Source organism: Commensalibacter sp. A3DC (genome assembly GCF_047307945.1).
GTDB lineage: Bacteria > Pseudomonadota > Alphaproteobacteria > Acetobacterales > Acetobacteraceae > Commensalibacter > Commensalibacter melissae.
On the sequence record NZ_JAXOQA010000002.1, the window covers coordinates 42,421 to 58,639 of the forward strand.

The 16,219-nt window shown below is 38.8% G+C and carries 17 protein-coding genes and 1 tRNA gene; 11 read left to right on the top strand and 7 right to left on the bottom strand.

Translation table 11 applies throughout. The annotated features are described in order from the left end of the window. Positions 1–16: 16 nt before the first annotated feature. From U0839_RS00465 to gmk, 4 genes are read right to left on the bottom strand one after another with little or no spacing between them, the layout of a single operon-like run. The gene (locus U0839_RS00465) at positions 17–1,522 is read right to left on the bottom strand and encodes a replicative DNA helicase (RefSeq protein ID WP_347400651.1); all 1,506 of its coding nucleotides are present in this window, start codon (positions 1,520–1,522) and stop codon (positions 17–19) included. Between the two features lie 4 nt (positions 1,523–1,526). Next, positions 1,527–2,738, bottom strand: coding sequence for an AGE family epimerase/isomerase (locus tag U0839_RS00470; RefSeq protein WP_413549861.1), 1,212 nt, complete (start codon positions 2,736–2,738; stop codon positions 1,527–1,529). A 34-nt stretch (positions 2,739–2,772) separates the two neighbouring features. Next, positions 2,773–4,218, bottom strand: coding sequence for a D-glycero-beta-D-manno-heptose-7-phosphate kinase (gene rfaE1 / locus U0839_RS00475; RefSeq protein ID WP_155566118.1), 1,446 nt, complete (start codon positions 4,216–4,218; stop codon positions 2,773–2,775). 7 nt (positions 4,219–4,225) lie between these two features. After that, the gene (gene gmk, locus U0839_RS00480) at positions 4,226–4,882 is read right to left on the bottom strand and encodes a guanylate kinase (protein WP_155566096.1); all 657 of its coding nucleotides are present in this window, start codon (positions 4,880–4,882) and stop codon (positions 4,226–4,228) included. Between the two features lie 67 nt (positions 4,883–4,949). On the opposite strand from gmk, the gene U0839_RS00485 reads away from it, so the two are divergent. Together U0839_RS00485 and U0839_RS00490 are read left to right on the top strand one after the other, a co-directional pair. Beyond that, a complete protein-coding gene (locus U0839_RS00485; protein ID WP_230873478.1) occupies positions 4,950–5,750 on the top strand; it encodes an SDR family NAD(P)-dependent oxidoreductase in 801 nt (266 codons plus the stop codon). 71 nt (positions 5,751–5,821) lie between these two features. Next, entirely contained in the window at positions 5,822–7,183 is a 1,362-nt protein-coding gene (locus U0839_RS00490; RefSeq protein ID WP_230873477.1) for an MATE family efflux transporter, read from the top strand. Positions 7,184–7,192: 9 nt separating this feature from the next. On the opposite strand, the gene U0839_RS00495 is transcribed toward U0839_RS00490, so the two are convergent. After that, positions 7,193–8,686, bottom strand: coding sequence for an oligopeptide:H+ symporter (locus U0839_RS00495; protein WP_155566094.1), 1,494 nt, complete (start codon positions 8,684–8,686; stop codon positions 7,193–7,195). A gap of 145 nt (positions 8,687–8,831) precedes the next feature. Between U0839_RS00495 and U0839_RS00500 the strand changes: the two genes are divergently transcribed. The 8 genes from U0839_RS00500 (at position 8,832) to U0839_RS00535 (ending at position 14,677) form a co-directional block, all read left to right on the top strand. Next, on the top strand, positions 8,832–9,596 hold the full coding sequence (locus tag U0839_RS00500; RefSeq protein ID WP_155566093.1) for a hypothetical protein: 765 nt from the start codon (positions 8,832–8,834) through the stop codon (positions 9,594–9,596). A gap of 76 nt (positions 9,597–9,672) precedes the next feature. Next, positions 9,673–9,984 carry an AtpZ/AtpI family protein gene (locus tag U0839_RS00505; RefSeq protein WP_110439178.1) on the top strand — a complete coding sequence of 104 codons (312 nt, stop codon included), beginning with the start codon at positions 9,673–9,675 and terminating at the stop codon, positions 9,982–9,984. A 28-nt stretch (positions 9,985–10,012) separates the two neighbouring features. Then, positions 10,013–10,780, top strand: coding sequence for a F0F1 ATP synthase subunit A (locus U0839_RS00510; RefSeq protein ID WP_110439177.1), 768 nt, complete (start codon positions 10,013–10,015; stop codon positions 10,778–10,780). A 45-nt stretch (positions 10,781–10,825) separates the two neighbouring features. Further along, positions 10,826–11,059, top strand: a complete 234-nt coding sequence (locus tag U0839_RS00515; RefSeq protein WP_110439176.1) for an ATP synthase subunit C family protein — start codon at positions 10,826–10,828, stop codon at positions 11,057–11,059. 13 nt (positions 11,060–11,072) lie between these two features. Continuing rightward, positions 11,073–11,684: a hypothetical protein gene (locus U0839_RS00520; RefSeq protein WP_110439175.1), complete on the top strand. Its 612-nt coding sequence runs from the start codon at positions 11,073–11,075 to the stop codon at positions 11,682–11,684. A gap of 15 nt (positions 11,685–11,699) precedes the next feature. Beyond that, positions 11,700–12,209 carry a F0F1 ATP synthase subunit B gene (gene atpF, locus U0839_RS00525; RefSeq protein ID WP_230873476.1) on the top strand — a complete coding sequence of 170 codons (510 nt, stop codon included), beginning with the start codon at positions 11,700–11,702 and terminating at the stop codon, positions 12,207–12,209. 23 nt (positions 12,210–12,232) lie between these two features. Then, positions 12,233–12,958, top strand: coding sequence for a glycosyltransferase family 2 protein (locus tag U0839_RS00530; protein WP_155566092.1), 726 nt, complete (start codon positions 12,233–12,235; stop codon positions 12,956–12,958). 33 nt (positions 12,959–12,991) lie between these two features. Next, on the top strand, positions 12,992–14,677 hold the full coding sequence (locus U0839_RS00535; RefSeq protein WP_155566091.1) for an ArnT family glycosyltransferase: 1,686 nt from the start codon (positions 12,992–12,994) through the stop codon (positions 14,675–14,677). Between the two features lie 95 nt (positions 14,678–14,772). Here the strand turns inward: U0839_RS00535 and U0839_RS00540 are convergent, their stop codons facing one another. Continuing rightward, entirely contained in the window at positions 14,773–15,075 is a 303-nt protein-coding gene (locus U0839_RS00540; protein WP_110439173.1) for a YggT family protein, read from the bottom strand. 109 nt (positions 15,076–15,184) lie between these two features. Between U0839_RS00540 and U0839_RS00545 the strand changes: the two genes are divergently transcribed. Further along, positions 15,185–15,260 (top strand) — tRNA-Ala (locus U0839_RS00545). Between the two features lie 40 nt (positions 15,261–15,300). On the opposite strand, the gene U0839_RS00550 is transcribed toward U0839_RS00545, so the two are convergent. Next, positions 15,301–16,026, bottom strand: coding sequence for a helix-turn-helix transcriptional regulator (locus tag U0839_RS00550; RefSeq protein ID WP_122124171.1), 726 nt, complete (start codon positions 16,024–16,026; stop codon positions 15,301–15,303). Between the last annotated feature and the right edge of the window lie 193 nt (positions 16,027–16,219).

The window sequence follows — 16,219 nt, forward strand, 5'->3', positions numbered from 1 at the left end:
GATTTTTTTTATTGAATTAATAATCGTGAATTTCGTCAAGATCGGTAAAGCGTGTAAATTCTCCTTCAAAAAAGAGGTCAATTTTACAGGTTGGGCCATGACGTTGCTTTTCAAGAATGAGTTCTGCTTTATTATGAACCTTATTCATATCTGCTTGCCATTTTTCCAAGGCAATTTGATATTTATCCTCATTTTCAAATGTGGTCGGTTTCGGCATGCGTTGCTGTAAGTAGTATTCATCACGATAGACAAACATGACGCTATCTGCATCCTGTTCAATTGAGCCAGATTCTCGTAAGTCTGAAAGTTGCGGACGTTTATCTTCTCGGCTTTCGACTTGTCTTGAAAGTTGTGAAAGTGCAATAACGGGAATGTTAAATTCTTTTGCCAGAGCTTTTAATCCTTGGGTAATTTGTGAAATTTCCAAGACCCGACTTTCAGGTTTACTGCCAACGGATGGACGCATCAGTTGTAAATAGTCGACGACAACCAATCGCAACCCTTTTGTTCGAGATAATCTCCGGCAGCGTGTTCGCATGACGGATAGACTGATTGCAGGTGTATCATCAATATAGAGAGGAAGCTGTGATAATTCTCGGCTGACTTGAACAAAGCGATCAAATTCCTTTTGTCCAATTTCTCCACGACGGATGCGTTCACTTGAAACACGTGATTCCTCGGAAAGTAAACGGGTGGCCAATTGTTCAGAAGACATTTCCAAAGAAAAAATGGCAACAGTTCCTATTTTATGATGATTTGTATCCGATTGAATTTGTGATTCTTGTAAAAGATTGCGTGCCGCATTAAAAGCGATTTTAGTTGCCAGGGCAGTTTTTCCCATGGCAGGCCGACCAGCCAGAATAATTAAGTCAGAAGGATGCAATCCCCCAGTTCTTTTGTCCAAGTCACGTAACCCTGTGGTGAGTCCGGCGATTCCGCTACTGTTTGTAAAAGCCTTTTCAGCAATTGTAATGGCTTCTGTTAATGCATTTTCAAAGGTGACGAAACCACCCTCTTGCCCTTTATGCGTGGCAAGCTGGAAAAGCTTTTCTTCGCCCAAAGAAATCTGATCAGTGCCATTTATTTCAGTATTTGATTGAAAAGCTTCGTTGACAATATCCTCGCCAATATCAATTAACTGTCTTCTTATCCAGGCATCATGAATAATTTTACCATAATCCTTGGCATTAATAATTCCCACCATGGATTGTAACAATTGTCCTAGATAAGCTACTCCGCCAACCTGATCCAATTTTCCCGAATGTTCAAACTCAGCTTTCAAAGTAACGGCATCCGCTATTTGACCAGCTTCAATACGCTTTACAATAGCATCGTAGATTTCTTTATTGATGGGATCTGAAAAATGTTCACCAATCAAAAAATCGGCGATTTTATCATAAGCCTTATTGTTGGTCAGTAAAGCACCAAGCAATGACTGTTCTGCTTGAATATTGGTTGGAGGCAGTCTTTGTGACATTTCCAACAAAGATGATTTACTAGAACTGGATTCTTTATTACTCACGTTTTTATTGTATCACTTTTTGTTGATTAATGGGGGTGTTAATTGTGGGGAAATCTGTGGATAATGTGGATAAGTTGATTGTTTTATGAAGTTGTATATAGGCACTCATGATATGATAAAATGAACTGGTGGGTATTTTATCGTTTCTATAATGATAGTGATCATCCAATTGATCTTGCCATGTGCCTGACGGGCAGTGGGTAAAATAGCGATATAATAAGTTATGAAGAATTTGGACAAGATGGCGGCAACTTGTTTCATCTTGATTATGAATTGTCGCCCGTAAAGCTTCTGTCTGAACCCATAATCGGGCAGATTTATGGGTTAGTGTCCCGTCTCTTCTTACTTTATCCGCAACGAGTCCGGTTTTTTGATCAATGGCATGTAAACGGTTAAAAAGAAATAGACGGTCAATTTCGTTTTTATAACTGATTCCAGTCAAGCGTTGATATTCGTAAAGCAGCCAAATCCATTCATATTGATGTCCCGGCTCGATACTTTCCCGAGCCATGCAAGGAGCATTAAACCACCCTTCAGTATAATATTCACCTAAAACACCAGCTTGATGATCAAAAAAATGATTTTTAAATAGAGAAATAAGTTTGTGGGCTAAAAGAAGATCTCGTTCATTTTGGGTAACTTCGAACAAGGCCAGCGTTGCTTCCAGGAGATGCATATGCGGGTTTTGTTGACGATATCCGGCAGTCAAGGGGAGAATATTTTTAAAACCACCCTCAGGATAAGCCATAAATTGCAGGATCCATTGTATGGTCTGGCGGGCCTGTTGAATGGGTCTGGGATTATTACTCAATTTTCCATACCAGGCCAGAGAGAAAATGATAAAGGCTAGATCATATAAATCAGAAGCTTTATCAAGAATTTTTCCTTTTCGTGTTAGGGATTTTGCCCAATGTCCCTCACCTTGAAGGGCATTTTGCATAAAAACATATATTCTTTCAGCAATTATGTTGCCCTTTGTCCATCCCAAAAGTCCTGCTTGACTAAAGGTATAAAGTTGACGTGCCTGAACACGCATTCGTTTGTATCCAGGAAAATCAGGTTGTCCATCAAGCTTTAGTTGTTCATGAACTCCGTAAAGAAAAGGGTTTTCTGCGGTTCCATCACATCCTATTGTTCCCCAATATGGTAAGGCCTTATCAAATAACCAGGAAGTAAAGAGGATATAGTATCGGGTTATATTTTGGGAGATAGGCATAATACTTGACTTTTTAGACTCAAATTACATTGATTTATAAATGTTTTATTTTATCAATAATATTGGTGGTTGAAAAACCTTTCTGCAATTCTGTCAAAATAACTTTGCCGTTATATTGTTCAACGATATTCTGTCCAACAACTTCTTTTCCAATATAATCTGCCCCTTTGATTAGAATATCAGGTTTTATATGTTGAATAAGATTAAGAGGGGTATCGTCGTCAAAGGCAACAACGGCATCGACATACCGTATGGCAGAAATGAGTCTGGCGCGTTCTTTTAACGGATTAATAGGTCTTTTGGGTCCTTTTAAACGTTGAATACTTGTATCTGAATTCAGTGCAACGATAAGCCGGTCACATTGTGTGCGTGCTGATTGCAAAAGCGATATATGACCTGTATGGAGGATGTCAAAACATCCATTGGTAAAACCAATAGTAAGCCCCTGTTTTTTCCATTTATTGACTTGAAGGGTCAAATCATTCAGTGAAATCAGTTCAGGTGTAACAAGAGGAAAAGTCTCTTCTGAGGATTGTGCTTTCAGTTCATTTTGAACTTCTGCAATGGTGGCGGTGGAGGTTCCCGCTTTTCCGATTACGACACCAGCAGCTGCATTTGCAATATGCATTGATTCCCTTATGCATAATCCCGAGGCGACCCCCAATGCCAAGGTTGCAATAACTGTATCGCCCGCGCCAGAAACATCAAATACCTCCCTAGCTCGGGAGGGTATATGTTGGGTGTTTCTGTTTTTTTCAACTAATGTCATTCCCTTTTCTGATCGTGTGATCAGAATGGCTTGTCCCTGGGTGATATCTAAGAGTTCCTGTCCTGCCTTTTCAAAATCGGTATCAGTTTTCAGGGACATCTGCACGGCCTGGCTTGCTTCAGCAATATTGGGTGTGATACAGGTGGCATGTCTATAAAGGGAAAAATCCCTGGATTTAGGATCAACAAATACAGGCAGGCTGTAATGCTTGGCCCTTTGTGCGATAAACTGAATAATCTCAGGGTGACAGACCCCCTTTCCGTAATCAGATATGATAACAGCCTGAACAGATGGAATATTTTTTTCAATATTTTCAATCAATAGGGTGATTTCTTCGGAATGAAGGGGAATAAGACTTTCTTCATCTGCACGAATGATTTGTTGATTTGCAGCGATAAAGCGCGATTTACAGATAGTTGGGCGATAGGGAGAGGAAATAATGGAATCTTCGGGAATATATTTCGAACGCATTATTTTTTTTATTTTCAATGCATATTCATCATTTCCGACTAATCCAACCAGAACAGCCTTACCATTTAGGGATAAAATATTATTGGCAACATTTCCAACACCGCCCAGCATTTCTTTTTGGCTGTTTAAATGAAGAACAGGTACTGGTGCCTCGGGTGAAATACGCTGGACATTTCCGTAAATAAAGCGGTCCAGCATAATATCGCCTATGCACAGGATGGTTAAGGCTGAAAAATCCATTTTAGTATTATCGCTCATGTTGAAAATTTTGAATGAAAGGGTCTAAAAATAATTGTCTGTCTGTTTTTAATCGTTCGCTGGCTAAAATAGATTCAATTTCTTCAATAGCCTTGTTTAATTGATGATTAATAATAACATAATCGAATTCATTCCAATGGGATATTTCATCCATTGCCTTGTTCATTCTATTGTTAATTTCGTCAATATGGTCTGACCCTCTCAGTTGAAGGCGATTTTTTAGTTCATTAAGTGAGGGGGGCAAGATAAAGATACCTACAACATCATGGGGTAAAGCCTTACGAATCTGTTGATGTCCTTGCCAATCTATGTCAAAGATAAGGTCTTTGCCTTCCGACAATAGTTTTTCGACAGGAGCCCTGGGTGTACCATAACCTCGACCAAAGACGGTTGCCCATTCCAGTAACTCATCATTTTCTGCTTGTTTTTCAAATTCTTCTTGACTGATAAAATGATAATGAACACCGTGTTCCTCACCGGGTCGAGGGTCACGGGTTGTTACTGAGATCGAAGGAAACAAATTGGGTTGAGTCGCCCGGAGAGCATTGGCAATTGTTGATTTTCCAGCACCAGAAGGGGCGGAAAAAACAAAACAGATTCCTCTTTTTCTTGGAGTTGATGTTGATTTGGCTTTAGATTCAGACATACCTTGATATTCCTTGATAAGCAGTAATTATTCAAGCTTATAACAGAAAAGTAAACAATATATGTATATGAAATTACGATCAGTTCTAATCACGGGGGCATCATCAGGTATTGGGTATGCCTTGGCTATTCGGCTTGCCAAACCAGGGGTCACATTGCATTTATCAGGCCGGCGTTCGGATGCTTTGGCAGGATTGGCTGAAAAATGTTGTCAACTGGGTGCCAATGTTCATACGAAAATTATTGATGTCTGCAATCATCAGGAAATGGATGAATGGATTAAATCTGCTGGACAGCTTGATCTTGTATTGGCTTGTGCAGGAATTTCTTTCGTTCCTCATGTTGAGACCCATGCGCATGTTATTCCAGAACCAATTGCACAGTGCTATAAAATCATGCAGACCAATATGAATGGTGTCCTCAATACAGTTCTTCCCGCAATTGAGGTGATGCAAAGACAGGAATGCAATTCAGAACATATACGAGGAAGAATAGCTGCTATTGCCTCAATTGCAAGCTTTTTCACTTCGGCCTGGGCTCCATCTTATTGTGCGTCAAAAGCGGCTGTGGATCGGTTTATGGTGGCGAGTGGTATGGGTTGGTGGAAAAAATGCAGAATTCAGTTAACGAGTGTTTGTTGTGGTTTTGTTGAAACACCGATGACACAAAAAAACAAATTTTATATGCCAGGGAAAATATCGGCGGATAAGGCGGCACAATTGATATTGGAAGGGATAGAAGGGCGAAAAAGGCGTGTTATTTTTCCAGTTTGGCTTGCCATTATCGCAAGAATCCTTGATTTGTTTCCTGTTTCTTTTTTGGAAAAAATCTATTTGCCTTATCTTCAGGAACAGGATCGTCATAAATAAAAGATTTATGAATCAATGATCTGTGTGTAAAAGATTCTATTATTTCTTTAAAATTAAGACCGTGATTTATTATGACAATTTCTGCCAAAGATCCATCAATACATAAACCCCGTTTTTGTGAAGGGTCTATTATGCGGCATGTGATCGTTATGGCCGGAACCGGCACAATTGGGTTAATGGCTGTTTTTCTGGTTGATTTTCTGAATCTTTTTTATATTTCCAGATTGGGGGATACACGTTACACAGCAGCTATTGGTTTTGCCAATGTAATTAACTTTTTGCAGGTGGCGATCTGTATTGGTATGTCTATTGGAATCACGGTCGTGACTGCACGGCTGATTGGGGCCAAAAAACATGATTTGGCAGGTCAGATTATAAATTCGTTTTTATTATTGATGACGGTAATTATGATTGTAATTGGTATTGCGATCATGGTTTTCCGATATCCAGTTTTATCTTTATTAGGGGCACAGGATTTAGTGCTTGAACAAGCCGGTCAGTTTATAGCTATTACTTCCCCCTTTTTATGTTTTATAGGGTTGGGAATGGCATTGTCTGGATTGTTAAGGGCGGTGGGTGATGCAAAAGGATCCATGTATATCACAATTGCAGGAGCCCTGGTCACGGCGGTTTTGGATCCTTTGTTCATTTTATATTTTGGTTGGGGATTGGAAGGAGCGGCAGTAAGTACCGTTTTTTCACGAGCGGCTGTTGCCGTTTTTGGTTTTTATAGTTTGAGGAAGTATCAATTAATTCATAAGCCAGTTTGGAAAAAGATCTTTTCTGATTCTTATCCTGTTTTTGTAATTGCATTTCCTGCGATTTTAACCAATCTAGCGACACCAGCAGGAAACACTTTTGTTATCAAGACAATGGCATCTTTTGGAAGCGATGCAATTGCGGGACAAACCGCAATTGATCGTATCGTTCCTGTAGCATTTGCGTTTGTATTTGCTTTGACGGGTTCGGTGGGGCCGATTATTTCGCAAAACTTCGGTGCCGGGTTTAGGGATCGGATGTGTGAAACTTTGATGGTCTCACTGAAATTGGTATGTTTATGTGTTTTATGTGCATGGATCCTTTTTTTTGTTGGAGAGGAATGGATTGTCAAAATGTTTGCGTTAAAGGCGGCAGGTATTGAACTGATGCGGTTATTTTGTCACTGGGTTATTTTAAGCAATTTATTTTTGGGGATGTTATTTGTTTCCAATACGGCTTTTAACAATTTGGGATATCCCTTATTATCGACCCTGTTTAATTGGGGTAGAGCCACGTTGGGGACAATTCCCTTTGTCTGGTTTGGTGCAACCTATGGCCCAAAAGGAATATTGGTTGGTCAGGCAATTGGGGTTATGCCTTTTGGATTTTTTGCGGTTTTATGCGCTTTTTATGTCTTGCGTAATATTAAAATAAACATGGTTTCGTATCAATGAAATCTTATTTCATATTTGATTGGTTTTAAAATTACGATCCCATTTTTGAATAAGGGGATATAAAACAACCAGGAAAATCAAGACAATAATGGCAGCGATAAAAAGATTTAAAAATAAATTTTGATATAATCGAAGTGTAAGATGGTCAGTTGCTGTATTGATATTTTTTGAGGCTGCAAGATTTGCGATTTTACTGCCTATGTAAAGGGAGATACCTGAAGCCATGAAATAAGATCCGGTCATAAACCCATTCATGGATGCCGGGACATAGCGGGCAATGACTGCCAAACCGAGACCACTGGTTAAAAGTTCTCCCAGAGAAAGGAAAAAATAACCATATATCATAACCCAGGAGGATAATTGTGGAGTTGTGCTTCTAAAACAGGCAAACCACCAAATACCAAAGGCGAAGGCGACAAAACTGAAACCGGTAATGAATTTTGTGGCAATGGAAATATCATATGATTGCCTGTTTATATAGTCATATAGTTTTGCCAGAATGGGGCTGAGAATGATAATCGCAATGGGATTGAGCGCCTGAAACTGTCCCGAAGACCAATTGAAAAGATGATATGATCCGATATAAAAAGCGGGATTTATATTCCGTTGCGCGAACAAGGTCAAAGATGTTGACATTTGTTGATAGAAAATAAAGTAAAGCATTCCTTCCAGAGTTAGGATATACATTATTTTTAGACCATAACGACTTGATGAATCAATCCTGTAATACATGATGAACCATAAAAGAAAGATCAGTATAGCCGCAGCCCACATACATGCAGCAATCAAGGTTGCCGATTGAATCAGAAAGGTCATTCCGGAAATAAAGGTGGCAATCCCTAGAAAAATCAGACCTTGAACCAGCCAGGATAATGGATCCTGATCTTTCTTGGGCAAATAGGGATTTAATCTTTTATGTGTGGCAAAATAATTGAGAATGCCAAGGACAAGTCCTATGAAACAGGTGATAAAGGCAGCGGACCATCCATAATGGTCTTTAAGAATTGGACAGAGAAGCATGGAAACGGTCGAGCCAACATTGACTGCCATATAATAAAGGGTAAAGGCAATGTCTAGTTGATCATCGTTTTGATCATAAATGCGTCGAACCAGCGTTGCTGCATTGGGCTTAAAAAGACCGTTTCCTGTACTGATGACAGCCATGGTAAGATATAGAATGGCTGTATCATGGGTTGCCTTTGCCAATAAAAGATAGCCCATTGCAAGAATTATGCTGCCATAAAGCATCGCTCTTCTGTTTCCAATGATTTTATCGCCAATCCATCCCCCAAGTACTGGTGCGGCATAAGTCATCGCTGAAAATGCACCGATTAGAAGATTGGCATTCTGATCATTGAAATGCATTCTGTTAATGAGGAACAGCACTAAAATGCTTTGCATACCGTAATAGCCAAAGCGCTCCCATAATTCGATGAAAAGGACAACGGAGAAAGCTCTATTTTTCTCCCTGAAAGGATGGATGGTTACAGAAGAGGTATGCACATGTGTCTCGGTCTAAAAAATGATATCATTATAAAAAAATTGATTGTTTCTCATTTTGAAGTAAACAGTATATAATTACAGAAAACCATAAATATGTGTATATTCGTATTAAATTTATTAAATTTATTTAGGTTTGTGGTCGTTTATGAAAAACAATCAATGGAAATTAGCCGGCTGTTTTTTGGTAAGTTCTGTCTTTGTTAATGCCAATCTGTCAGAAAGCCAGGCCAGGCCAGAAAATGGAAATATACATCATATGCGGAAGGTTGATCCGGTTCAGAAAAATAATCGGGTTGCAAAAACTGTTCTGGATTTTTCAGTATTGCCTGTTGTTAAGGGAAATGTTGCACAATATCTTCCTACCCCTTATGGCAATTTGGGTGGATTGTTATTGACGGATGGAACGCAAATCATGTTTTCCACAATGTTTGGGGAAATTGTGAAATCCTTTGTTCATCCGGGTCAGGACGTGGTGATTCGTGGGTTGAAAGCCTATTCATTACCTTTTGTCCAGGCTTTTGAGATTATCAATCAACGTGGAGAACAGATTGAGGAGGATAGTCCCGAGGCAAACTTTTCACCTGTACCTATTACTGGACCAGATTTGTCTGTAAATGGTACAATCAAGCAAGTTTTGTATAATTTGCAAGGTGATAAAATGGGTGTTGTTTTAAAGGATGGAACAGTTATTTATATTCGCTCTTCCGATATTAAAAAACTTGATTTTATTTTGAGTGTAGGTCAGAAAATTTATGTTAGCGGGATGGGAAATGCCAATTCTCTGGGTAAAGCGTTACAGGCAAGGATAATCGGTAAGACGGAAAATACCATGGTAGAATTGTCGCAATTTAATGTTCCACCAGCTGGTGCCCCTGCAGGAAGTCCATCGTATGATTATATTCCGCAGTAATTTTCTTTGAAATTGATTTTTGAAGAAGTGTTTGGATCAGTTATTGATCTCAGTTTGGAGGTTTGAAGCTATAACAATGAATCAGGAAAAGAATCAGTTTGATGCCTTTGATCAGAAATTGAATAGTTTTGAAGATCGATTAAATCCACGCTCTTCAAAAAAACGAGAAAAAAAAACAGAATATGGTGCTAATCCTTGGTTTTTTGCCTGTCGTGCTGGTGTAGAAGTAGTATCTGCCTTTATTGTCGGTCTTGTAATAGGATATGGATTGGATTATTGGTTATCAACAAAACCAGTTTTTATTCTTATATTTTCAGTTTTAGGAATGATTGCGGGCATTTTTAATATCTGGCATCTTGTTAAACCTAATGATATAAGGTTAAAATAAATGCTATTTTTGGTAAGATTCGGTTTATATTGGGAGAAAATTAGTGGCCGGTCATAATATAGACGCGCTCGGTCAATTTGAGTTGCATCCAGTTTTTGGAACCTTGGGTGAAACAATCCGTTTCAGCCAGTCAGAATTAATGATGGTGATTGCAGCAGTAATTGTCCCGGTCGCTATTTATTTTGGCATGCGTCGTAAGGCAGTGGTTCCCGGTCGTTATCAGGCGGCAACAGAGATACTATATGAATTTGTATATAGTATGGCTGTGGGAACCATGGGTGAAAAGGGCAAAGGATTTTTCCCATTTATATTCGCATTGTTTTTCTTCATCCTGACGGGGAACTATCTTGGGCTTTTGCCTTTTTCTTTCGCTTTTACCAGTCATATCGTTGTAACGGTCAGCTTGGCCTTGATGGTATTTGTCTTGGCAATCATTGTTTCCCTCAAAAATCAGGGACTGAAATTTTTTGCCCATTTCATGCCTGCTGGAGCGCCAATTTTAATGGCCCCGTTATTGGTGCCCATTGAAATCCTGTCCTATTTGTCGAGACCTGTCAGCCTGTCTATTCGTTTGTTTGCGAATATGGTTGCTGGTCACGTCATGTTGGAAATGTTTGCTGCTTTCACGATTATGTTGGCTGCTGGATTGGGATTGGCTGTTGGCGGTTTTTTAGGTATATTTCCTATTTTGCTCAATATAGCCTTATTTGCCCTTGAACTATTGGTTGGTGCATTGCAAGCTTATGTATTTACAATCCTTACCTGTATGTATTTACAAGAAGCCGTTCATCATTAACTTTGGGTTTCGTTTACTTTATTTTTAATAACAAGGAAAAAACAAATGGATCATTCGCTTCTTTTGGCTGCAAAACAGATTGGTGCCGGCCTCGCTGTTATCGCTCTTTCCGGTGTTGGTATTGGTATTGGTAATATTTTTGCAACTCTGGTAAGCAGTATTGCTCGCAATCCAGCTTCCCGTTCCCATGTATTTGGTTTGGGAATGTTGGGCTTTGCTCTTACAGAAGCTGTGGCTCTTTACGCACTCCTGATCGCCTTTCTTATTCTGTTCATGTAAAGGGTTCTTTTATATGAGACGCTTTTCAGTCTTTTTTACCCGTCTGGCGGCGTCTCTCGTGGCGGGTGGATGTGCAAGCCTGTTGCTGGCACCTGTTTTTGCTACGAATGCCAGAGCTGCTGGCATGCCCCAGATGGACTTTAAAAACCCATTGGTAATGGGTCAATTTTTTTGGGTATTGATTATTTTCTTTTGTTTATTTCTGGTGGTGAAATATTTTTCAATTCCTCAGGTTGAAAATGTCATTTCCCATCGTCGTTCAAAAATTGATCAAGACTTGAATTCCGCACGTCAGGCTAAGGCACAGGCTGATAAAGCTGTCGCTGCATTAAATAAAACACGTCATGATGCCGCCTTGGAAGCGCAAAGACATGTTGATGCTATTTTACAGGAAACCAAAGCAGATTCTGCAAAAAAAATGCAGGAATTGCAAGGTAAGCTTGATCAGGAAATGAAGAATACTGAAAAACGCATCATTGAAGCTCGAAATAAAGCCCTGACCCAGGTTGATCAAATGTCAAAAGAGGTTGCGTATCTTTTGGTGAAGAAAATGCTGAATGAAGAGATAGATAGCGGCGTTATTGATCAAAAGATCAGACAGTTTGTCCCTTCGTCTTCACATTAAACAAGCAGAGAGAGTATGATGCTTTTTTTACAAGAACCACGTTTTTGGGCTGCTATTGCATTTATTTTATTCTTTGTCCTGTTTGGTAAAAAGATTTGGCGTCCCTTGGCTGCAATGATGGATAAACGGTCTGCACAGATACAGGCGGCACTGGAAGAGGCCAGCCGTTTGCGTCGGGAAGCTGAAGAAATATATACGAATGCCAGAAAAGAGCATGAGGCTGCCAAAGAAGAGGCAGAGAGAATGTTGCAAAATTCCAAGGAAATTGCAGCCCGTATTGCTGCCAAAGCAAAAAAGGATGCAGAATTTGCGGCTGAACGTCATGAACAGCTTATTCGCCAAAGAATGGCCGCTTCTGAACAAGAAGCCATTTCAGTTGTTCGTAAAGAGGCCGCTGAAATTGCTGTAAAAGCTGCAAGAGAAGTAATTGCATCTGTTATGACTGAGGAAAAAGATAAGTCCTTAATTGATCATGCAATTGCTGAAGTTCCCAAGATGTTGGCCAAAGATCAATATAATGCCTAATTTTATTCGTCTCGTTCATGCACATGAATTATAAACTTTCAATTGTAGTTGCTGTTTTAAACGAGGCGGATAATATTTTACCTGTCTGTCAGGAAATTGCTTCTGTTTTGCCAAAGTTGCCTGATAGTGAAGTTATTTTTGTTAATGATGGAAGTACTGATCATACGCTGGATCAGTTAATCGAAATAAAAAAAACGATTCTTCCCGGGCTTGTTATTTTATCTCATCCCAAATGTTGCGGTAAATCAGCTGCATTATTGACTGCAATCAAAGTTGCAAAGGGGGAATGGATTGCAACTCTGGATGGGGATGGTCAGGATGATCCCATTGATATTGTTGCAATGTGGAATGTAATGCAGCGATATCAAGGAAAACCCCCGTTAGTTGTAGGGGTAAGATTAAAGAGACATGATAATTTTTCCCGTCGGTTTGCAACGCGGTTTGCAAATGGGTTAAGACGCCGTTTGTTGAATGATGGCTGTCCAGATACGGGTGCGCCAATGAAATTGTTTATGAAAAACGATTTTCTTTCCTTACCGCAGTTTGAAGGGTTACATCGTTTTTTACCGGCTTTATTTGCCCATTATGGCGTTCCTCTATTATGTTATCCTGTCCATCATAGGCAAAGACTGAATGGATTTTCTAAATATACCAATTTAAATCGTGCCCTTGTGGGAATAAGGGATTTACTGGGGGTAATGTGGTTGTTAAATCGTATTCATTTGCCTGGTAATATTAGAAAGTCTTAAGACCGAAACAGATCAAGATAAAAAGGGATAAGCATGAGTATTTCTCATCTCTCGGAACCGTCTTTTCGTTTGAAGGCAAGTCATTATTTGTGGCTTGCCTTGTTTGTTTTTGTGTTGTTTTTACCTGGTAGAGCAAGCCTTCCACCACTGGATAGGGATGAGGCCCGGTATATGCAGGCAACATCTCAAATGCTGGAGAGCGGTAATTATATTGATGTTCGGTTTCAGGACAAGCCTCGTTATCTGCAACCTGCCGGAATTTACTGGTTGGAAGCGTTTTCTGTAAAGGCGGCATATTCCATCAGTCATAAAGAGGTTTGGCCATATCGCATTCCTTCCCTCTTTGCTGCGGTTGGATCTGTTTTACTGACTGTATGGATAGGCAGTCTATTATTTGATTCATGTATTGGTTTATTGGCGGGTATTTTTCTGGCAGTTTCGGTAATACTTACTGCGGAAGGTCGTATGGCCACAATAGATACGACTCTACTTTTTTTCATTTTGCTTGCCCAAACGAGTGTTGCAAAAGCGTGGTTATCCCGTTCATCTGTGGAAAAATCACCTTTTCACATTGCCGCAATCTATTGGGGCGCAATTGGGTGTGGATTGATGTTGAAGGGGCCAGTTATTCTCATCCCAACCTTATTGACTCCCTTGACTCTAGCCTGGGTTCAAAAGGATAAATCATGGTGGAAACAATTAAGGCCCGGCTATGGCTGGTTAATTTCTGTAATGATTGCCCTGCCTTGGTGTATTGCCATTGCCTTGATAAGTCATGGACAGTTTTTCACAAATGCAGTTGGTACGAATTTTTTAGGGAAGGTTGCGTCAGGACAACAGGCGCATGGATTACCACCAGGGTATTATCTTCTGGTTTTTCTAATTGCATTTTGGCCGGGTTCCCTGTTTACGGCATGGTCGTTACCTTTTATATGGATGGAAAGAAAAACTGAATCAGTAAAATTTTTGTTATGTTGGATTATTCCCCATTGGATGGTCTTTGAGGTTATTGCAACCAAACTTCCCCATTATGTATTGCCTACATATCCTGCGATTGCAATTCTTACATCTGCTGCATTATGGAAAATTTCTGAAAGGTGGCATGGTCCAATTTCTGTCTTGGGAAAGGGGCTGTTTTATTTTTATATGATTTTATGGTGTTTGGTTGGAGTCATTCTGGCTGTTGGAAGTGTTATCTGGGCACATTTCATGACGGGAGAATGGTATTATGCCGCAATGATCGGGGCAGTCACTGTATTATGTCTGATTGGGTATGTTATTTACTGTTTCTGCAAACAAAATGTTCAAAGGGCTTCTCTTTTTTCCATATTGGCTGCTCTAATTGTTTATATTCAACTATTCGTAATCTTGATTCCTTCTTTACAACCAGAATGGCTAAGTTATAAAATCGCACGAACTGTTCATTTTTTTAAACCCTGTCAGAAAACGGTTTTGGCCTCGGCCTCTTATTCAGAACCAAGTCTGGTTTTTTTAGTTGGGAAAGAGACACAGCTGATCAACGTGATGAAAACAGCTGCATTTCTTGAAAAGAATAAGGTTTGTGGAATGGCTTTGGTTGATCGGAAAGATCAGAAAGTGTTTAAAGAGTATTTGGATAAAGATAATATTTCCGTCGATTTATTGGGAGAAATCAAAGGATTAAATTATTCGACTGGAAAAAAATTGAATTTGGGTCTGTATAAAGTTCATTCATGGTAATTAAAAGAGATTGATACGAAATGCTGTTTTTGAAAAGCAAAGATAATGATTCATTATTGGGTATTGTTTAATTTTGAATAACGGCATTTTTTAATTTAATGGGTGAAAATTGATAAGTTAAAAAAAATACGAAACAATAATGGACGAATAAGATAATCAATGATTAAAAACACAATGATAGGACTGATATCTATACCACCAAGATCCGGTAAAATTCTTTGAATGGGTCGTAAAATCGGCTCGCAAAGCCTGCTCAGGAAAGTGCCGATTACATAAACGGCCCGTGCGTTAGGATTAATGATGTTAAGTGCAAATAGAAAACTGAAAATACAATAAGCGAGCAGGATGAAAGAATAAAGGCTTAATAAGGTTTGAAGTAATTGATATAGTTCAAACATATCTAATTCCTTGATAACGGATTCTGATGGTAAATTATGGTATGGATTATATAATTCTTTCTTGACAGTTTTTCTAGGAATAGTATCAATGAATTAGATTTTACTTTAGGGGGTTATAGCTCAGTTGGGAGAGCGTCTCGTTCGCAATGAGAAGGTCAGGGGTTCGATTCCCCTTGGCTCCACCATAGATGTTAAGACCTGAATTGATTTTCTGGTTTCAATGAATTAAAGAAATCTTGCAACGACGGTAAAATAATTCTGCCACGTTTTTTTACAGATTTTTCTTTCCTTTTCAGGATTGTAATATTTTATTAACCAGAAATTCTGGTGATCCTCTATTAATTCTCCCATTGTATAGATGTGGAGATTATTATCCACCTTTAAAAAAAGACAGATATTTCCTTTCTTGGCAATTTTACGGGGATGTAAAATTATAATGTCGCCAATTTTAAAGATAGGTTCAATATTACGGTTTGCGATTGAAATACCGAAAGCATCTTTTTCAAATGTTACAACATGGGGACGTTTAACATACTCAATGGGCGTATCCGTCAGAATAAAATCATCATGGATCAAGTTCATTGTACCGAAAACAGGTATTTCTTCATCCAGTTTAAAGTTATCAAAAGAATGATCACTAAAATCAGAGTTATCTTTTTTTGAGTTAACTTTAAAATTTGAATTGAAAAATTGAGTTATTTTTGGGGTAAGTTTAATCTGACTTTTTAATTTCCCCTTGCCGATATTTGGGTTTAGATGGTCGAGTTTAACATTCAGAGCAAGTGCAACATAAGGTAAAAGAGAGCTTTCACGAATATTGCCATTTTCAATATTCGCTATGGTTTGTTGGGAGCATCGACCCGTTAGCTTTCTGACTCTTTCTGCCAATTGGGACTGAGAAAGTTTTAAATATTTCCTAATTTTTTTGACGTTGTTACCAATGGTGGTCATTCTTTTTTTTAAAATAAAATGTTGGAGTTGTATATTTTTACTTTATAAGTTTTAATATTAAAATCAAAACTGGCTATACAGCTTATAAAAATATACGGTAAATAAGATTATTTTTGATAGTTAAATTTATTGGTTAAGTTTTCCAATAATTTGCTGAAAATGAAAAATTTGGATTCAATTTTTTTGTTTGTTG